This is a genomic window from Caldivirga maquilingensis IC-167, assembly GCF_000018305.1.
Taxonomy (GTDB): domain Archaea; phylum Thermoproteota; class Thermoprotei; order Thermoproteales; family Thermocladiaceae; genus Caldivirga; species Caldivirga maquilingensis.
On record NC_009954.1, the window covers coordinates 2,017,286 to 2,030,841 of the forward strand.

General features: G+C 42.2%; 12 protein-coding genes, 2 tRNA genes and 1 pseudogene. 9 read left to right on the plus strand and 6 right to left on the minus strand.

The genetic code is table 11. From position 1 onward, the window contains the following. Nucleotides 1-112 precede the first annotated feature (112 nt). Nucleotides 113-1,303 (minus strand): thiolase family protein, encoded by a 1,191-nt coding sequence (locus CMAQ_RS09980; RefSeq protein WP_012186977.1) that lies wholly within the window; start codon nucleotides 1,301-1,303, stop codon nucleotides 113-115. Between the two features lie 186 nt (nucleotides 1,304-1,489). Between CMAQ_RS09980 and CMAQ_RS09985 the strand changes: the two genes are divergently transcribed. Genes CMAQ_RS09985 through CMAQ_RS09995 form a run of 3 tightly spaced genes read left to right on the plus strand, consistent with a single transcriptional unit; the run spans nucleotide 1,490 to nucleotide 5,432 of the window. Then, nucleotides 1,490-2,641 carry a tryptophan--tRNA ligase gene (locus CMAQ_RS09985; RefSeq protein ID WP_012186978.1) on the plus strand — a complete coding sequence of 384 codons (1,152 nt, stop codon included), beginning with the start codon at nucleotides 1,490-1,492 and terminating at the stop codon, nucleotides 2,639-2,641. 37 nt (nucleotides 2,642-2,678) lie between these two features. Then, entirely contained in the window at nucleotides 2,679-4,394 is a 1,716-nt protein-coding gene (locus CMAQ_RS09990) for a GH116 family glycosyl-hydrolase (RefSeq protein WP_048062818.1), read from the plus strand. Then, on the plus strand, nucleotides 4,395-5,432 hold the full coding sequence (locus tag CMAQ_RS09995) for a GH116 family glycosyl hydrolase (protein WP_048062819.1): 1,038 nt from the start codon (nucleotides 4,395-4,397) through the stop codon (nucleotides 5,430-5,432). Here the strand turns inward: CMAQ_RS09995 and CMAQ_RS10000 are convergent. Further along, a complete protein-coding gene (locus CMAQ_RS10000) occupies nucleotides 5,429-5,890 on the minus strand; it encodes a YkgJ family cysteine cluster protein (RefSeq protein ID WP_012186979.1) in 462 nt (153 codons plus the stop codon). The genes CMAQ_RS09995 and CMAQ_RS10000 overlap by 4 nt on opposite strands. A 151-nt stretch (nucleotides 5,891-6,041) precedes the next feature. Here CMAQ_RS10000 and CMAQ_RS11020 point away from each other — a divergent pair. From CMAQ_RS11020 to CMAQ_RS10015, 3 genes and pseudogenes are all read left to right on the plus strand, one after another. Continuing rightward, nucleotides 6,042-6,323: pseudogene (locus CMAQ_RS11020) on the plus strand (30S ribosomal protein S26e); the annotation flags it as partial. 249 nt (nucleotides 6,324-6,572) lie between these two features. Next, nucleotides 6,573-6,663 (plus strand) — tRNA-Val (locus tag CMAQ_RS10010). 28 nt (nucleotides 6,664-6,691) lie between these two features. Further along, on the plus strand, nucleotides 6,692-7,852 hold the full coding sequence (locus CMAQ_RS10015; protein WP_012186981.1) for a hypothetical protein: 1,161 nt from the start codon (nucleotides 6,692-6,694) through the stop codon (nucleotides 7,850-7,852). Here CMAQ_RS10015 and CMAQ_RS10020 read toward each other — a convergent pair. The 3 genes from CMAQ_RS10020 to CMAQ_RS10030 all read right to left on the minus strand — a co-directional run bounded on the left by CMAQ_RS10020 (nucleotide 7,849) and on the right by CMAQ_RS10030 (nucleotide 10,571). After that, nucleotides 7,849-8,457, minus strand: coding sequence for a hypothetical protein (locus CMAQ_RS10020; RefSeq protein ID WP_048062820.1), 609 nt, complete (start codon nucleotides 8,455-8,457; stop codon nucleotides 7,849-7,851). The genes CMAQ_RS10015 and CMAQ_RS10020 overlap by 4 nt on opposite strands. A 197-nt stretch (nucleotides 8,458-8,654) precedes the next feature. Further along, complete coding sequence (locus CMAQ_RS10025) at nucleotides 8,655-9,461, minus strand: GNAT family N-acetyltransferase (protein WP_232203768.1); 807 nt, start codon at nucleotides 9,459-9,461, stop codon at nucleotides 8,655-8,657. Nucleotides 9,462-9,530: 69 nt separating this feature from the next. Next, nucleotides 9,531-10,571, minus strand: coding sequence for a histone deacetylase family protein (locus tag CMAQ_RS10030; RefSeq protein WP_012186984.1), 1,041 nt, complete (start codon nucleotides 10,569-10,571; stop codon nucleotides 9,531-9,533). Between the two features lie 118 nt (nucleotides 10,572-10,689). Between CMAQ_RS10030 and CMAQ_RS10035 the strand changes: the two genes are divergently transcribed. Continuing rightward, a complete protein-coding gene (locus CMAQ_RS10035) occupies nucleotides 10,690-11,100 on the plus strand; it encodes a roadblock/LC7 domain-containing protein (RefSeq protein WP_012186985.1) in 411 nt (136 codons plus the stop codon). 46 nt (nucleotides 11,101-11,146) lie between these two features. Continuing rightward, nucleotides 11,147-11,926, plus strand: coding sequence for an eIF2B alpha/beta/delta subunit family protein (locus CMAQ_RS10040; RefSeq protein ID WP_012186986.1), 780 nt, complete (start codon nucleotides 11,147-11,149; stop codon nucleotides 11,924-11,926). A 28-nt stretch (nucleotides 11,927-11,954) separates the two neighbouring features. Here CMAQ_RS10040 and CMAQ_RS10045 read toward each other — a convergent pair whose 3' ends face one another. Beyond that, nucleotides 11,955-13,337: a nucleotide sugar dehydrogenase gene (locus tag CMAQ_RS10045; protein WP_012186987.1), complete on the minus strand. Its 1,383-nt coding sequence runs from the start codon at nucleotides 13,335-13,337 to the stop codon at nucleotides 11,955-11,957. 114 nt (nucleotides 13,338-13,451) lie between these two features. Here CMAQ_RS10045 and CMAQ_RS10050 point away from each other — a divergent pair. Continuing rightward, a tRNA-Thr gene (locus CMAQ_RS10050) sits at nucleotides 13,452-13,541 on the plus strand. Nucleotides 13,542-13,556 lie beyond the last annotated feature (15 nt).

The following is a 13,556-nucleotide window of genomic DNA, read 5'->3' on the forward strand; positions in this document are numbered from 1 at the left end:
TGTACGTAAACTGGTGGTGATGATTCATGGAGGATTATTAACAATGTTAATGAAGCAATATTGGTTGTTTAATGAGGAAATAATAATCCTAAATGAGTAAAGGGTAGTTTAATCACAGTCTCTCAACAACTAGTGCAGTGGCTCCCCCAGTGCCGTGGCATAGGGCAGCAACACCGATTCTACCACCAGTGTGCTCAAGGCCGGTTAACAGGGTAGTCACTATCCTAGCCCCACTGGCGCCTAGGGGGTGGCCGATGGCTATTGCGCCACCGAATATGTTCATCTTATCGTACGGTACACCAAGCCTCTTATTAACCAGTACGTTAACCACTGCGAAGGCTTCATTAACCTCAAAGTAGTCAACGGAGTTAATGCTTAGGTTGAGTTTCCTAAGTACCTTATCTATAACGTACGTCGGCGCCTCGGTGAACCTCCTTGGCTCAATCATGTACCATGCGTAACCAAGTATCTTAGCCACTGGCCTTAACCCCATTTCCTTGGCCTTATCCATTGTTGTTAATAATAATGCCGCAGCCCCGTCGCTCAACTGCGATGAGTTACCGGCTGTGTGGAATCCATTTGGGGTGAAGGCTGGTTTAAGGGCCTTAAGCTTCTCTAGGCTTGTATCAGGCCTTATTCCCTCATCGTGATCAAGCTTAACCCTCTCACCCTCTATTGTTGTGTCTATTGGCTCAATCTCCTTGAATAACTTACCCTCAGTGGCCTTAACAGCCCTCATGTGGCTCATGTAGGCGTAATTATCTAACTCATCCCTAGTTAACTCATTCTCCTTAGCCACTAAGTCAGCCTCCTGCCCCATAATCATCATTGTTACTGGATCTATTAAACCATCGTAAACCATTAGGTCTATTGGTTGAATAGTCTTAGCTATGAAGTGCTTAACACCCCACCTATACTCGCTGGGTAATGCTATTGGTTGAGTACTCATTGAGTCAACACCCCCAGCAATAATAAGTGATGCATCACCAAGCACTAATTCCCTGTAAGCATCAATAATTGCCTGCATACCTGATGAACAAACCCTATTAACCGTATAGGCACTGACTGAATTCGGTAAACCAGCCAGTAATGCTGCGTAGCGGGAAATATTCTGCCCCATCCCACCCTGTAATGTTGAGCCGAATATAACCTCATCAATCATACTTGAATCAACCTTAGTCCTCCTTAATAATGCCCTTATCGACTCAGCAGCCAAGTGAGGTGATTTAACACTCTTAAGTGAACCACCGAACTTACCTATGGGGGTCCTCACATACCCCACTATCACAACTTCATTACTCATAATGCCTAACGTTCACGTTAAGTGTTTAAAAATATTAAGCCTACGTTACTTGGTTTAACATTACCTACGGTTTTTAAATCATTGAACATTAATTGCATATTACCGAGCAAAGGTTATTAGCCTTAACCCATGCCTAAACATTAAGCCTAGTATTCCAATGAATGAAATACTTTTATACACCTAATAGTGGGCGTCTTCGGTGATTCTTATCTGGGTCAGGAGTATGCTGTCACCCCATGGGAGGTTAAGGGTAAGGTGGATTACTTAAGGTTAGCTAAAGAATTCGGGGTTCAATTATTAACTGAGGATGACTTAAACCTACTTAAGGATTTAACAAGTGGCGATGTACATTACTTAATCAGGAGGGGCTTCTTCTATGCGCATAGGGGGTTTAGGGAGATATTGAATAGGGCTAAGCTGGGTGAGTCATGGGCCCTATACAATGGTAGGGGCCCAAGCGGTGACCTCCACGTTGGTCACCTGGTGCCTTGGATACTTACTAAGTGGTTTGTGGATAAGTTTAATGTACAGTACTTCTTTGAACTCACTGATGATGAGAAATTCCTGGTTAGGGAGGGTTACACGCTTGAGGAGACTAATAGGTTGGCTTACGATAATGCCCTAAGCCTAATAGCCCTCGGCTTCACGCCTGATAAGTTACACATAATCGTGGATTCCGATGATATTAAGTACCTCTATAAGATAGCCGTTAAGGTTGCTAAGAAGCTCACCTTATCCACTGTTAAGAATACCTTCGGCTTCACTGATTCAAACAACATTGGTGCCGCCTTCTTCCCAGCCATTGAAATAGCCGTAGCCTTCCTGCCAACTGAATTATTCGGTAAGGAAACCCCAGTATTAATACCAACCGCCATAGACCAGGACCCGTACTTCAGGCTTGCTAGGGATGTTGCTGAATCCCTCAATTACCCTAAGCCAGCCACATTATACAGTAAATTCCTCCCAGGATTAACCGGTGAGGATAAGATGAGTGCCTCCAACCCAGACTCAGCACTCTACGTTAATGATGATGAAAGGGAAGTTAGGAGGAAGATAATGAACGCCTTCACCGGTGGTCAACCAACAGTTGAGCTTCAACGTAGATTAGGCGGTAACCCGGATTCATGCCCAGTCTACAAGTATCACATGCTCATTGATGAAAATGATGAGGCAGTTAAGAAGATTTACGACGACTGCAGGGGTGGTAGGCTCCTCTGCGGGGAATGTAAGCTAATGCTTTATGATAAGGTTAAGTCATTCCTAAGTAGGCATAGGGAGTTGAGGGAGAGGGCTAGGGATAAGGTTAATGACTACAGGGTGTCCGTTAAATTCAAGTGAAGGAATGCATTAAAATAACTGCACTGTGCTCTAATCCATGAGGGTTTACGCATCCAAATTCTCCTCAGGTATACCGCTTGGTGGCTTAGGCACGGGTTCGATTGAGATTTGGCCTGATGGATCCTTTAAGGAATGGTTAATATTCAATAATAGGAAGTGGAGTAACTACGGTGAACCGGAGTTCTACGTTAATGACTCAGACCTAGCCTTCATGATTAGGATAGCCCCAGAGGGTTCTGAACCATTGGTTAGGCTACTTAAAACAGGCTTCTGGGTTGAGACTGACCAGGACTTAACCTACAGGGGATGTGGGCCAAGCGCCGTGATTCACCCATATCACATGCCTTGGTTTAGGCCAGTTAGGGAAATTGAATTCACGGGTAAGCCACCCATGGCTATACTCAAGTTCATAGACCCCTCCCTGGAGGAGCATGGGGTTGGCGTGGAATTGGAGGCCTTTGGATCATTAATACCGGGTAACGTTAATGACTCAGCGATACCAGCTGCCTTCCTTAAATTCAACCTAGTGAATAAGGGGAGGACCACAGTGGAGTTATCATTAATGGGCGTTATGAGGAATCCGCATAGGATTAATGAGGGCGCCGGTGTTGTTAATAAGTTAATCGAGGGGGAGGGTTATAGTGGGGTTAGCTTCAATGGGTTAAGTATCCCGAAGACCCACGGTATGTTTAATGGCGAATTAGCGTTAGTTATAATGGGTGGATTCGACTCAGCTGCGACGCTTAGGTTGAATCAGAGGAATAGGGGTGAGTTCATTAATGCGTTAAGGCGGTTAATGGTTGATTTCAGGGGTGATGGATTATTAAGCGGTGTTACTAATGATGAGGCGTATGGTGTTGACTTATACTCAGCCCTAACTAAGAGTATTAGACTTAAGCCCGGTGAATCAGCATCAATAGTATTCATTATTGCATGGTATTACCCTAACCACATTGATAATGATGGTGAATTAATCGGCCACTACTACGAGAACCTATTCAGGAACATTAAGGGGGTATTGGATTACTCGGTTAAGAACTTTAATAGGCTTTACAGTGATGTTAAGGATTTCGTGAACTCACTCTACGATACTAATTACGATGAGTGGATAATTGACTTAGCATCATCTCAATTAACCACGTTACCTAAATCAACCTGGCTAACTAAAGACGGGTACTTCGCTATTTGGGAGGGTGGACCAGGATGCTGCGGCTTAACAACACTTGACGTTGCATTATGGGGTATTGTTGGTGTTGCCCTACTCTACCCCGATCTAGCAGTTAAGGTTAGTCGCCAATTCTCAGGGTTCATTCTTAAGCCTGGAATGTCACCATTCTATGAATTGTTTGCATTAGCCTTCCCTGAGAACATGAGATTATATAGGGAGGCTTTAGCCAAGGACCCAACTATACAGCATGATGTTGAGAAATTCAGAAGCACAGTAAGGGCAATAGTTGAGAAGACTGGGCTTGATCCAACGGGCAGGGTGCCTCATGCCTTCAGGGCCAGTGAAAGCAGTGTTGATGGGTACGATAGGAATGATTTAATGCCTGAATTCATACTACTAAGCCTACTCAACTACTACTGGACTGGGGATTCATTATTCCTTAGGGATATTTGGGGAAGCGTAAAGACTGTTATTGAAGCTATGTTAAGGCAGCATAATGAAGCCAAGTTAAACCTACCATACCATACTCCACCATCTGGTTATGAAGGCTCCTCACAGGTGGCTAATGAGCTTGGGAGGGGTTAGATGAGGGATGTAATGAGGCTACTTTTCAGTGGACCAATGTACTTCCACACAACCGTTAATACGTTTGATACAATGAGCCTACTGGGTATCGCAACATTCACCTCAGACCTATGGATAGCTGCATTAAAGGCTACTTTAAGCATAGCCAATGAGGCTGGGGATGAGGCCTACGCCAATAAGTTAAGTGAAGTCTTTAACATCGCCTTAAGTAACTTCATTAAATACCTGTGGAATGGCGAGTACTTCGACCTATGGTTCGACCCTGTAAGTGGCCTTAGGGATAATGCAGTAATGACCGCTGGCTTAACCGGAGAATGGTACCTCAGGGTTCTCTTAGGCTTAGATTACGCCGTGGATAAGGATAAGGTAGTCTCAATGTTAAGGGCAATATACAGGAATAACTTTAAGAAGGGTGAAGGCTTAATTAACGCCTCATACCCAGGTAAGCCTAGGCCATCACTGGTCGGTGACTTAAAGTACTTCAACAGTACTGGAATACCGTATAGTGTTGGTGGACAAATGGATACACCTTGGACTGGTATAGAGATACCTGTTGCAATACACATGATATGGGAGGGATTGGTTAACGAGGGCTTAGAAATACTGCGTAGTGTTCATGATAGGTATATTGATTACGGATTATACTGGAACCACGTTGAGTGTGATGGCCATTACTTTAGGCCATTGGTATCACTTGATATACCCAATGCCCTAGCTGGATTCAGGTACATTGGGAGGGATAAGTCAATAACAGTAAACCCAAGAATTAAGACACCCATTAGGGGACCTGTGCTTGCACCTGGGTCAGTTATGACACTGGACTACGGTGAACATGAGGTTAAGTTAACCGGTAGGATTGGTGAAGTGGAGGTTAGTAAAATAACGCTTAGTGGTTTCATGGGTAAGTCCATTAGGGTCTTCTACAATGGCGTTGAGGTTAAGGCAGTAGTGAACATTGAGGACGGCCACGTCTCAGTAATTTTAGATAACCCTGTGAAGCTTAGTAGGGGAGGCACATTAACTATAATTGGGTATTAGTGAATCCTTAAGTGAATCCTAATACCAGCCCTCTTAACCCTAACGTATTCATCAGTCTCCCTAATCCTCCTAACGAATAATTCAACAATAGGCCTAAGCCTCTTAACCTCACTCACTGGTACAGTACCCCATTGGGGACAGTACTTATCAACCACAACACCGTAATCATCATCGTAGTTAAGTGGGTAAAGCCTACAACCCACCGGCCTATTCTCATAAATCCTACACTTCTTACTGGCCTCATCGAAGAACACGCAGTGACCATTAATATTCTTAAGCCTCCATACCCCATATTCCTCATCAAACTCAGCGAAGTAATTGAGACTATAGCCTAACTGCTCAATCCTCTCAATATCCTCAGGCAGCAGCTCCATCCTAGTGTTCACGCAGCATAATCCACAGAGCGTGCACTTGAATGAGACCTCAACGTACTTTAAATCCTTGAAGACGTTACTCATGCAGTTAAGTAAAGCCCACCACACTTTAAATAACTTAACCCGATTTGAATTATGTTTGAGTTAATTAGGGGCTTAACCATTGTTGACTAGGAGACGTTGCAAGGTAAGTTTAAGGAAAGACTTAAATACTGGGATCTTAATGGTGATATTCGTGCCTAAGAAGAGGAAAAACAGGGGGAGACATAAGGGAGATAAGGGTAAGGAGTCGATAGTTTACTGCGATAATTGCGGTAAAATGATACCTAGGTCAAAGGCAGTTAGGGTAACTGTACCCTACTCACCAATACCGACTGACTTAGCTAAGGAGCTTGAGAAACAGGGGGCGATAGTGCCAAGGTACTACATTACCAAGACCTACTGCGTCAACTGCGCAATCTACCTTGGGATAATTAAGGTTAGGTCTGAGGATGAGAGGAAGAGTAAGAAGCCAATACTAAGGGGGCAACAGAGGCCGCAAAGGCAATTACCAGTGGCAGCCTCAGCGGCTGCTGCACCAGCGGCATCAACAGCATCACCAACTCAACCAACTGAAGGTAATGCGCAGGCTGAGTCAAATAATAAGCCAAGTGAGAATACTAGTCAAAGCACCTCGAAGTAAGGGCAGTAAGCTTAAGCAACGTAATCACTAGGTATTGTTAATTCATGGAAAAACTTATAAACCATAATGGACTTGGCGTTTAAAGGGCCCGTAGTCTAGCTTGGTTAGGATGCCCGCCTGACGATGCATGGCATCAGATCGCGGGAGATCCCGGGTTCAAGTCCCGGCGGGCCCACTATTTGGTTTAGAATAATGCTTAAATAATGCTTAAGCTTGAAGGCAATATAATGAGAATAAACATGCATTTAATCATAGTGATAGCATTAGCGTTAGTGCTAATAATTGAACTCCTACTAGCCATCGGTAACATTAGTAGGAGCTACGTAGACATTAGAAGTAGCTACATTAACCTAAAGATTAATTACACATCCCTTAAGTCAACGTATAATGCATTAAAGCTAAATTACTCAATAATAAGCACTAACTTCACTTCATTGAGGGGTAGCTTCATGAATTTAACAAGGCAATATAACATACTCCTCACTAAATATAATTTAACAATACGAATATACTATAATGTTAATACTAAATATAATGAATGCATTAATGCAACAAACATGCTTAATGCTAGGATAATTAATTATACTAATATAATCAATGAATTATATATTAATTTAACTGAATCAAGTAATAGAATTAAGTCATTAACCAATTCCCTAAACATCTGTAACTCAACCTTAGCAACGCTCACCAGTAACTATATGAATAAGACTAAGGCATTATCGAACTATATCGCAAACCTATACAGGAATTACACTGCATTAAGCATGAAGTATGATTCATTGAAGAATAACTACACTAGGTTAATGATTACTCTTGAGGAATATAATAATACATTACTTAAACTCAATAATACGGTTAATTACTTAGCATCAGGTGGCTATGTTTATGAGTATGGATCCACGAACCTTGGATCATCATGCAGTATGCTAATAATGAATAATGGCGGCGGCTTAGGTACTATTAAGGTGATGATTAATTCATCAGTAAGTGTAGCTGATAAGATATTAAGTTACGGTAATCCGATTATGTTAATAATAGATATACCGGTGACTCAAGGCAACCCTATCCTAGCTGTGTTGGGGACTATTAGTATACAGAATGGTGTAATAGTGCTGGCATCTAATATAACTATTAATAATTACGGTAATGGGAGTATTGAGTTAGTGAACCCAATAAACATAATAAGTAGTTTCACGGTCGTCGACACTGTTATTCTCCCCAGTAAACCATACTACGTGGGTACGCTTACAATAACTTCATATGATTCATCTAAGCCCTTCGCCTTTAACCTACTCTACTCGCTTCAGAATCAGAATGCGGTATCAACGTTATGCATCATTAAGGTTAAAGGCACTGGTTAAGAGGCCTCAGTGACCTCACCGTAATCCATGGGCATAGTATCACTCTCTGTTAACTCTATTTCAACCGCTAATTCCGTTAACTCATTGTACTTACCATATGTCTTAACTATGGAGAGTATTGATAATGCTGATAGTAGTAGGAATACTCCACTGAAGGCTATTCCAATATTTGATACTATTATTACGTAGCCATTATTGAAGTATATACTTATGGGTAATGGAATCACCAGTAGTAGGCCTAAGGCCAGTAGTGAACTTGGGATGAGTAACTTGAATAAGGTATTATTACCATTGAATACATTATTAGTTTCCTTACTGTAGATTAACCTAGTTACCGCCAGTATGATCAACCCAACTACCGCAGATACTACTGATAATTCGAAGAATAAGTGATACAATTTATTAAGGGATAATGTTACGAAGATTACACCATTAGGATTATCATTTATCACTATTGAACTTAAGGGCAGGGTTAACGTTAATTGTGTTGAGAACCCCTTATCAAAGGCTATGAATGTTGAGAAACCAATGCTGGTGAAGTATATGAAAATAAGCAACGCCACTGCAGCAGCATACACTATCATAATAATGTTTAACCTATTCATTAATGCTACAAGTTAATTAACTGATTTATAAGTATTCAGCCATTAAGTTCACATCTGATCTTCAGAATGAGTATACTTCATAGATTTAAGTTACTTACCTAGTGCTTAAAGCCTCATTGATTGCGACCAGTGATGATATTACCCATTGAACCATTAAACATGAATCACAGGTTAACGAGGAATAACCCATATAACCCCTAAAGGTGAGGGGAATGCTTAATTAGGAGGGATTCTTGAACAGCCTGGAAGCCTATGCTCCTATATGCTCTTAAGGCTGGTTCATTATCCTCATCAACGTGAAGCATTGCCATTGCTCCGCTTGCTAAGGCATCCTTAACTATTGCTGACACCACGGACTTGGCTAACCCCATGTTCCTGTATTCGGGTAAAGTAACAACATCACCAATAACCCATAATTCAGGTAACTTAATGTAAGTACCCCCCAGTGAAACCAGTCTATTACCTTTAAATGCTCCGTAGTAATGCCAGTGTGGTGAAGTGAGTCTTGCCTCGGCCTCAGCCTTACTCATCTTAATAATCCCAGTGAACTCATCTACATCCCGTAGGTTAAGTCTCCTAACACTATGCCTACTGTACTCCCTAAACGTATCGCTACTGCAAACCATTGTTAGAAGCCTTGAAACCTCAACACCCCCATTCATGCTTAGTCCCTTAATAAGATTCATTACAACCTCCTGTTTAGTTAATGCATGTATTACCACGCTTCCAAGGCTTCTAACATCAATTGGTATTTCATCCACGTTACCAAACACATGCATTGATGACACGTAACCCCTCCAGAGAAGTACGTAACCGGTTATCCTACTTCCACTTAAGTTAAGGTATAGTTCAGTGTACTCGGGGTAATATAATATATTATACATTAGATACACGTATTGAATAGGGTTCTCTAGGTAATGCCTCTTCAATACGCTTAATAGGCTCCTATTAAGTGCATTAAAGAGACTAAGCATGAATACTTGCATTAATCCAGTGTTCAGCATGTTTAAATAGTTAATCACCTTTAAGGCATCAACACTCATTAAAGTAAACATAAAGCCTCCAGTTAACCCCTACCAGTACTGGGTGAATAATGCCTTATGCTGCTCAATCATTTTATTAAAGTACTTAACCACACCTGCATCAGTCCTAGTGGGATCCTCAATTCTAATTGAATCCACACCATTACTTACCATGGCTAAGGCCCTTGAACCCTGTTTAATAACATCAGAATTATAACCACCCTCTAGGACATAAACTGAACCCCCGGTAACACCCTCATTAATGAGCCTTCTAATCATGAGGAATACCTCAATGTAACTGTTTAGGCTTAGGTTAAGGTTAGTTAATGGATCGAGATAATGTGCGTCAAAGCCCAGTGACACCACTACGTAATCTGGCTTATATTCCCTTAATGCATTCTCAATTGGCCTTAAGATAATCTTATATAAATCATCACCAGTCATTGGTGGTAATGGTATATTCATGTTAAAGCCCTCCCCATCACCCACCCCAGTCTCATTAACATAACCAGTACCCGGGTAAAGTGTTCTTGGATCCTGGTGAGTACTAATGTAGAAGACCCTGGATGTGTTGTAGAATATTTCCTGTGTACCATTACCATGATGCGCATCAATATCCAGTACAGCAACCCTAGAGGCCCCACCCTTAAGTAGTAGACTACTGATTATTGCGGCGTTATTAAGTATGCAGAATCCCTGCGTTGAAGCCATGAGTGCCCTACCCCTGAATCCAGCATGATGACCAGGGGGCCTTAAGGGTAGGTAAACGTACCTTACACCTGACTTAAGTAGATTAACCGCTGTGGCTAAGGCGTTAACACTGGAGTTTAAGGCGTCGCAAGTACCCTTGGATACATAGGTGTCTTGGTCAAGCCACCCCCCAGTTGCGCAAAGTGATGTAACGTACTCAACGTAATGGTACTCGTGAACAAGCCCAGCTGTTTCAATTAAATCAACATTAACCATGGGTTTAATCACCTTAGCTAACCCACTTAATCCACTTAACGCGCTCAATACCCTATTAGGGGACTCAGGATGATTCGAAGGCGTCTCATGCCTTAAATAACCCTCATCATGCACAGTCACCAGCATTAGCCTTAAATTAATTAAGTGGATTATAAATTTTAGTACCTAGATTAATCCATAATGCAACCTACTTCCTTTAAACTAATGGGAGATTCAATAAAAATTAACACACCAGTCTTAAATTATGGAGGTGAGTGGCTTGAGGAGCGAGATTAATAGGCTGCTTCAAAGTGAGTTAGATGATGTCGACGGCATCATTGCAGTAGCCCTAGTGAGTACTAATGGCTTACCCCTTGGTTTCGTACAGAGGGGGAACTTAAACATAAGTAGTGTTGACTTGTCATTATTTTCAACATTAATGACGAATGTGATTAATCGTATTAGGAGGATTAACCCGGATAGTTGGTTCATTAATTTTAAGCATAGGGTAGTCATAATTAATGGTGACCAATACTCAGTAATAATAATTAATAACAATGACTTAAGCATAATCGCTGTCTTCGAGAATTACGTAGACATTAACATACTCACATACAGGTTAATTAATGACTTGGACTTACTGAGTAATCTGATTTCAGGACCATTAGGCAAGTGAGTTAAATTAATGTTATTAATTTTAATAGGCCTACGGATTTAACACTATGGTTGAGTCCTATAGGGGTATACTGGAGGAGATGATTAATGATAAAGTTCACGGCGCCTCATGGTACTTCCTTAAGTTAGCTGATTTAATTGAAGCTGGATATAGGGAGGGGGTTAATGTTGAGTCAATGATTCATGATATTAGCATGATTAGGCCAGGCATGGCTCCGCTTGAAAACATTGCTGAACTACTTAACCAGGTTAATCCAGTAAAGTTAGCTAGGGCTATTAAGGCTTACTGGAGGGAGGCTGGGGAGGGTATTAGGGTTAATTCACTTGCCCTTAAGGGTAAGGTTAAGGCAATGGTCACCATTAGTTACTCATCTAACGCCAGACTACTAGCAGAGTCAGTGGGGGCTAGGGTGATTGCCCTTGAGTCTAATCCAGGTGGGGAGGGTAGGATGTGGGGTAGTCATGGTGGTTTAATAATACCTGACTTAGCGATGTCTCACTTCATTACTAATGCTGATGCCCTAGTGATGGGTGGTGATGGGTTGTATGAGGGTTTCATCGTTAATAAAATAGGTTCATTACCCTTAGTGTTAACAGCAAGGTACTTCGGTAAACCCGTAATCATTGTACTTGAGTCCTTTAAGGCACGTAAGTCTAAGCCAGTGACTATGCATCGAATTAACGTAAATGGTATTGAAGTACCCTTGTTTGATGAAATACCACTGAACCTAGTGGATACCCTGGTGACTGATGTGGGTGTATTCACAAGCATTAATGTGGATTATATTGCCGGTAAGTTTAAGGAGAAATTACTGAAGTACATTTAATCCACTATACGCAGCCTCAACAATGCAATCACGCCTTTGCAGTGGGTCTACCCACAGCCAGGTAAACAACACCCGGGGGTGGGTTTCTCCAATCCTTAATCATGTGCCTTGAATCCACTACGGCAATACTGCTTAAGCCTGTTAATTGAATAATCCTACTTAACGTTAACCCACCGTAATCACTGTGATCTGTTGCTATCACCACTATGTTAGCCCCCTTTAACGCATCCTCAATACTGTTAGTTAACCTAATCCCCCATTCCTCAAGGGTTTTATCGAATTTAACGTATGGATCATGAACAATAATATCCATTGAACCCCTTAGGTAATTAATTATGTCGTATGATGGACTAAGCCTAGTGTCATCAACATTACCCCTAAAGGCTAAACCCAACACAGCCACCCTAGGCCTACTAACCCCTAATTCACCCGCAGCAGTCTTAATCAACTCAGCCACATAAGCGGGCGCATACTCATTAATACCCCTGGCTGTTTGAACAAGCTTCATGTTGAAGCCAGCCCTCTCAGCAGCATACATTAGGAAGTAGGGGTACACTGGTATGCATGATCCACCAACCCCTGGGCCAGGCTTATGAATATTAGAGTAGGGTTGACTATTAGCCGCCTCCCTTATCTCATCGAAATCTAATCCAAGTAACCTAGCTAATTGGGCAAGCTCATTAGCCAACGCTATGTTCACGTCCCTATAAGCACCCTCCGCAAGCTTCTCAAACTCAGCGGCTGTTGGATTGGATAAAATTAAGGTACCCTTCCTAGCTATGGCACCGTATAATGTGGACGCAACCCTGCTACTAATGGGTCCAACACCACCAATAACCTTAGGATAACGCTCCTCAATATCAGCAATAGCCCTACCAACGTAGATGCGTTCAGGCGAGTAGGCTAATGCATAATCCCTCTCAACCCTTAATCCACTAATCCTCTCCAGGATGGGTAAGGCAACATCCATTGTTGTGCCAGGGGGAACAGAGGACTCTATTATGACTAAGTCACCGACCTTAAGCCCCCTGGCAATATTCTCTATTGAAGCCTTAAAGGAATCGAAGATTGGTCTCTTATCCTTACCTAAGTAAACTGGGACAGTAACAATCTTCACATTACTTAACCTCGATGCCTCAACACCATCAGTGGTGTAGCTTATCCTATCCTTAAGCCTCCTCAACTCCTCCTCAACCTGCCTATCACTTAACTTAAGTTCACAGGCATCCAGTTTCTTAATCTTCTCAGCATCAACATCAACACCAATAACCCTGGCACCAGCCCTAAGCCATACGGCAGCAATGGCAGTACCTACGTAACCCATGCCGTAAACGGATACGGTTAATGAACCACTCCTCAAGGCATTAACTAAATCCTCATTACTCATCAACAATAGATTAAGATTACCCATAATTCACCACTAACCCCAGGGCCTTATTAATTTTGGGTTCCTGGAAAGAAGCAGGCATCATTAAGGAATTGCTTCAGTAAAGCATAAAAACAACACCATGCTGAACATTAACAAGCCCCGGTAGCTCAGCCTGGTCGGAGCGCCCGCCTCGTAAGCAAACACTGAGTAAGCGGGAGGTCCCGGGTTCGAATCCCGGCCGGGGCTTCAGCGTCTTTTCAT

Bases quoted from the DNA above. Each gene is read 5' to 3' on its own strand.
- CMAQ_RS09980 (WP_012186977.1), bottom strand. From the start codon at position 1,303: ATGAGTAATGAAGTTGTGATAGTGGGGTATGTGAGGACCCCCATAGGT.
- CMAQ_RS09990 (WP_048062818.1), top strand. From the start codon at position 2,679: ATGAGGGTTTACGCATCCAAATTCTCCTCAGGTATACCGCTTGGTGGC.
- CMAQ_RS09995 (WP_048062819.1), top strand. From the start codon at position 4,395: ATGAGGGATGTAATGAGGCTACTTTTCAGTGGACCAATGTACTTCCAC.
- CMAQ_RS10000 (WP_012186979.1), bottom strand. From the start codon at position 5,890: ATGAGTAACGTCTTCAAGGATTTAAAGTACGTTGAGGTCTCATTCAAG.
- CMAQ_RS10015 (WP_012186981.1), top strand. From the start codon at position 6,692: ATGCTTAAGCTTGAAGGCAATATAATGAGAATAAACATGCATTTAATC.
- CMAQ_RS10020 (WP_048062820.1), bottom strand. From the start codon at position 8,457: ATGAATAGGTTAAACATTATTATGATAGTGTATGCTGCTGCAGTGGCG.
- CMAQ_RS10025 (WP_232203768.1), bottom strand. From the start codon at position 9,461: ATGCTGAACACTGGATTAATGCAAGTATTCATGCTTAGTCTCTTTAAT.
- CMAQ_RS10030 (WP_012186984.1), bottom strand. From the start codon at position 10,571: ATGCTGGTGACTGTGCATGATGAGGGTTATTTAAGGCATGAGACGCCT.
- CMAQ_RS10035 (WP_012186985.1), top strand. From the start codon at position 10,690: ATGGAGGTGAGTGGCTTGAGGAGCGAGATTAATAGGCTGCTTCAAAGT.
- CMAQ_RS10040 (WP_012186986.1), top strand. From the start codon at position 11,147: ATGGTTGAGTCCTATAGGGGTATACTGGAGGAGATGATTAATGATAAA.
- CMAQ_RS10045 (WP_012186987.1), bottom strand. From the start codon at position 13,337: ATGGGTAATCTTAATCTATTGTTGATGAGTAATGAGGATTTAGTTAAT.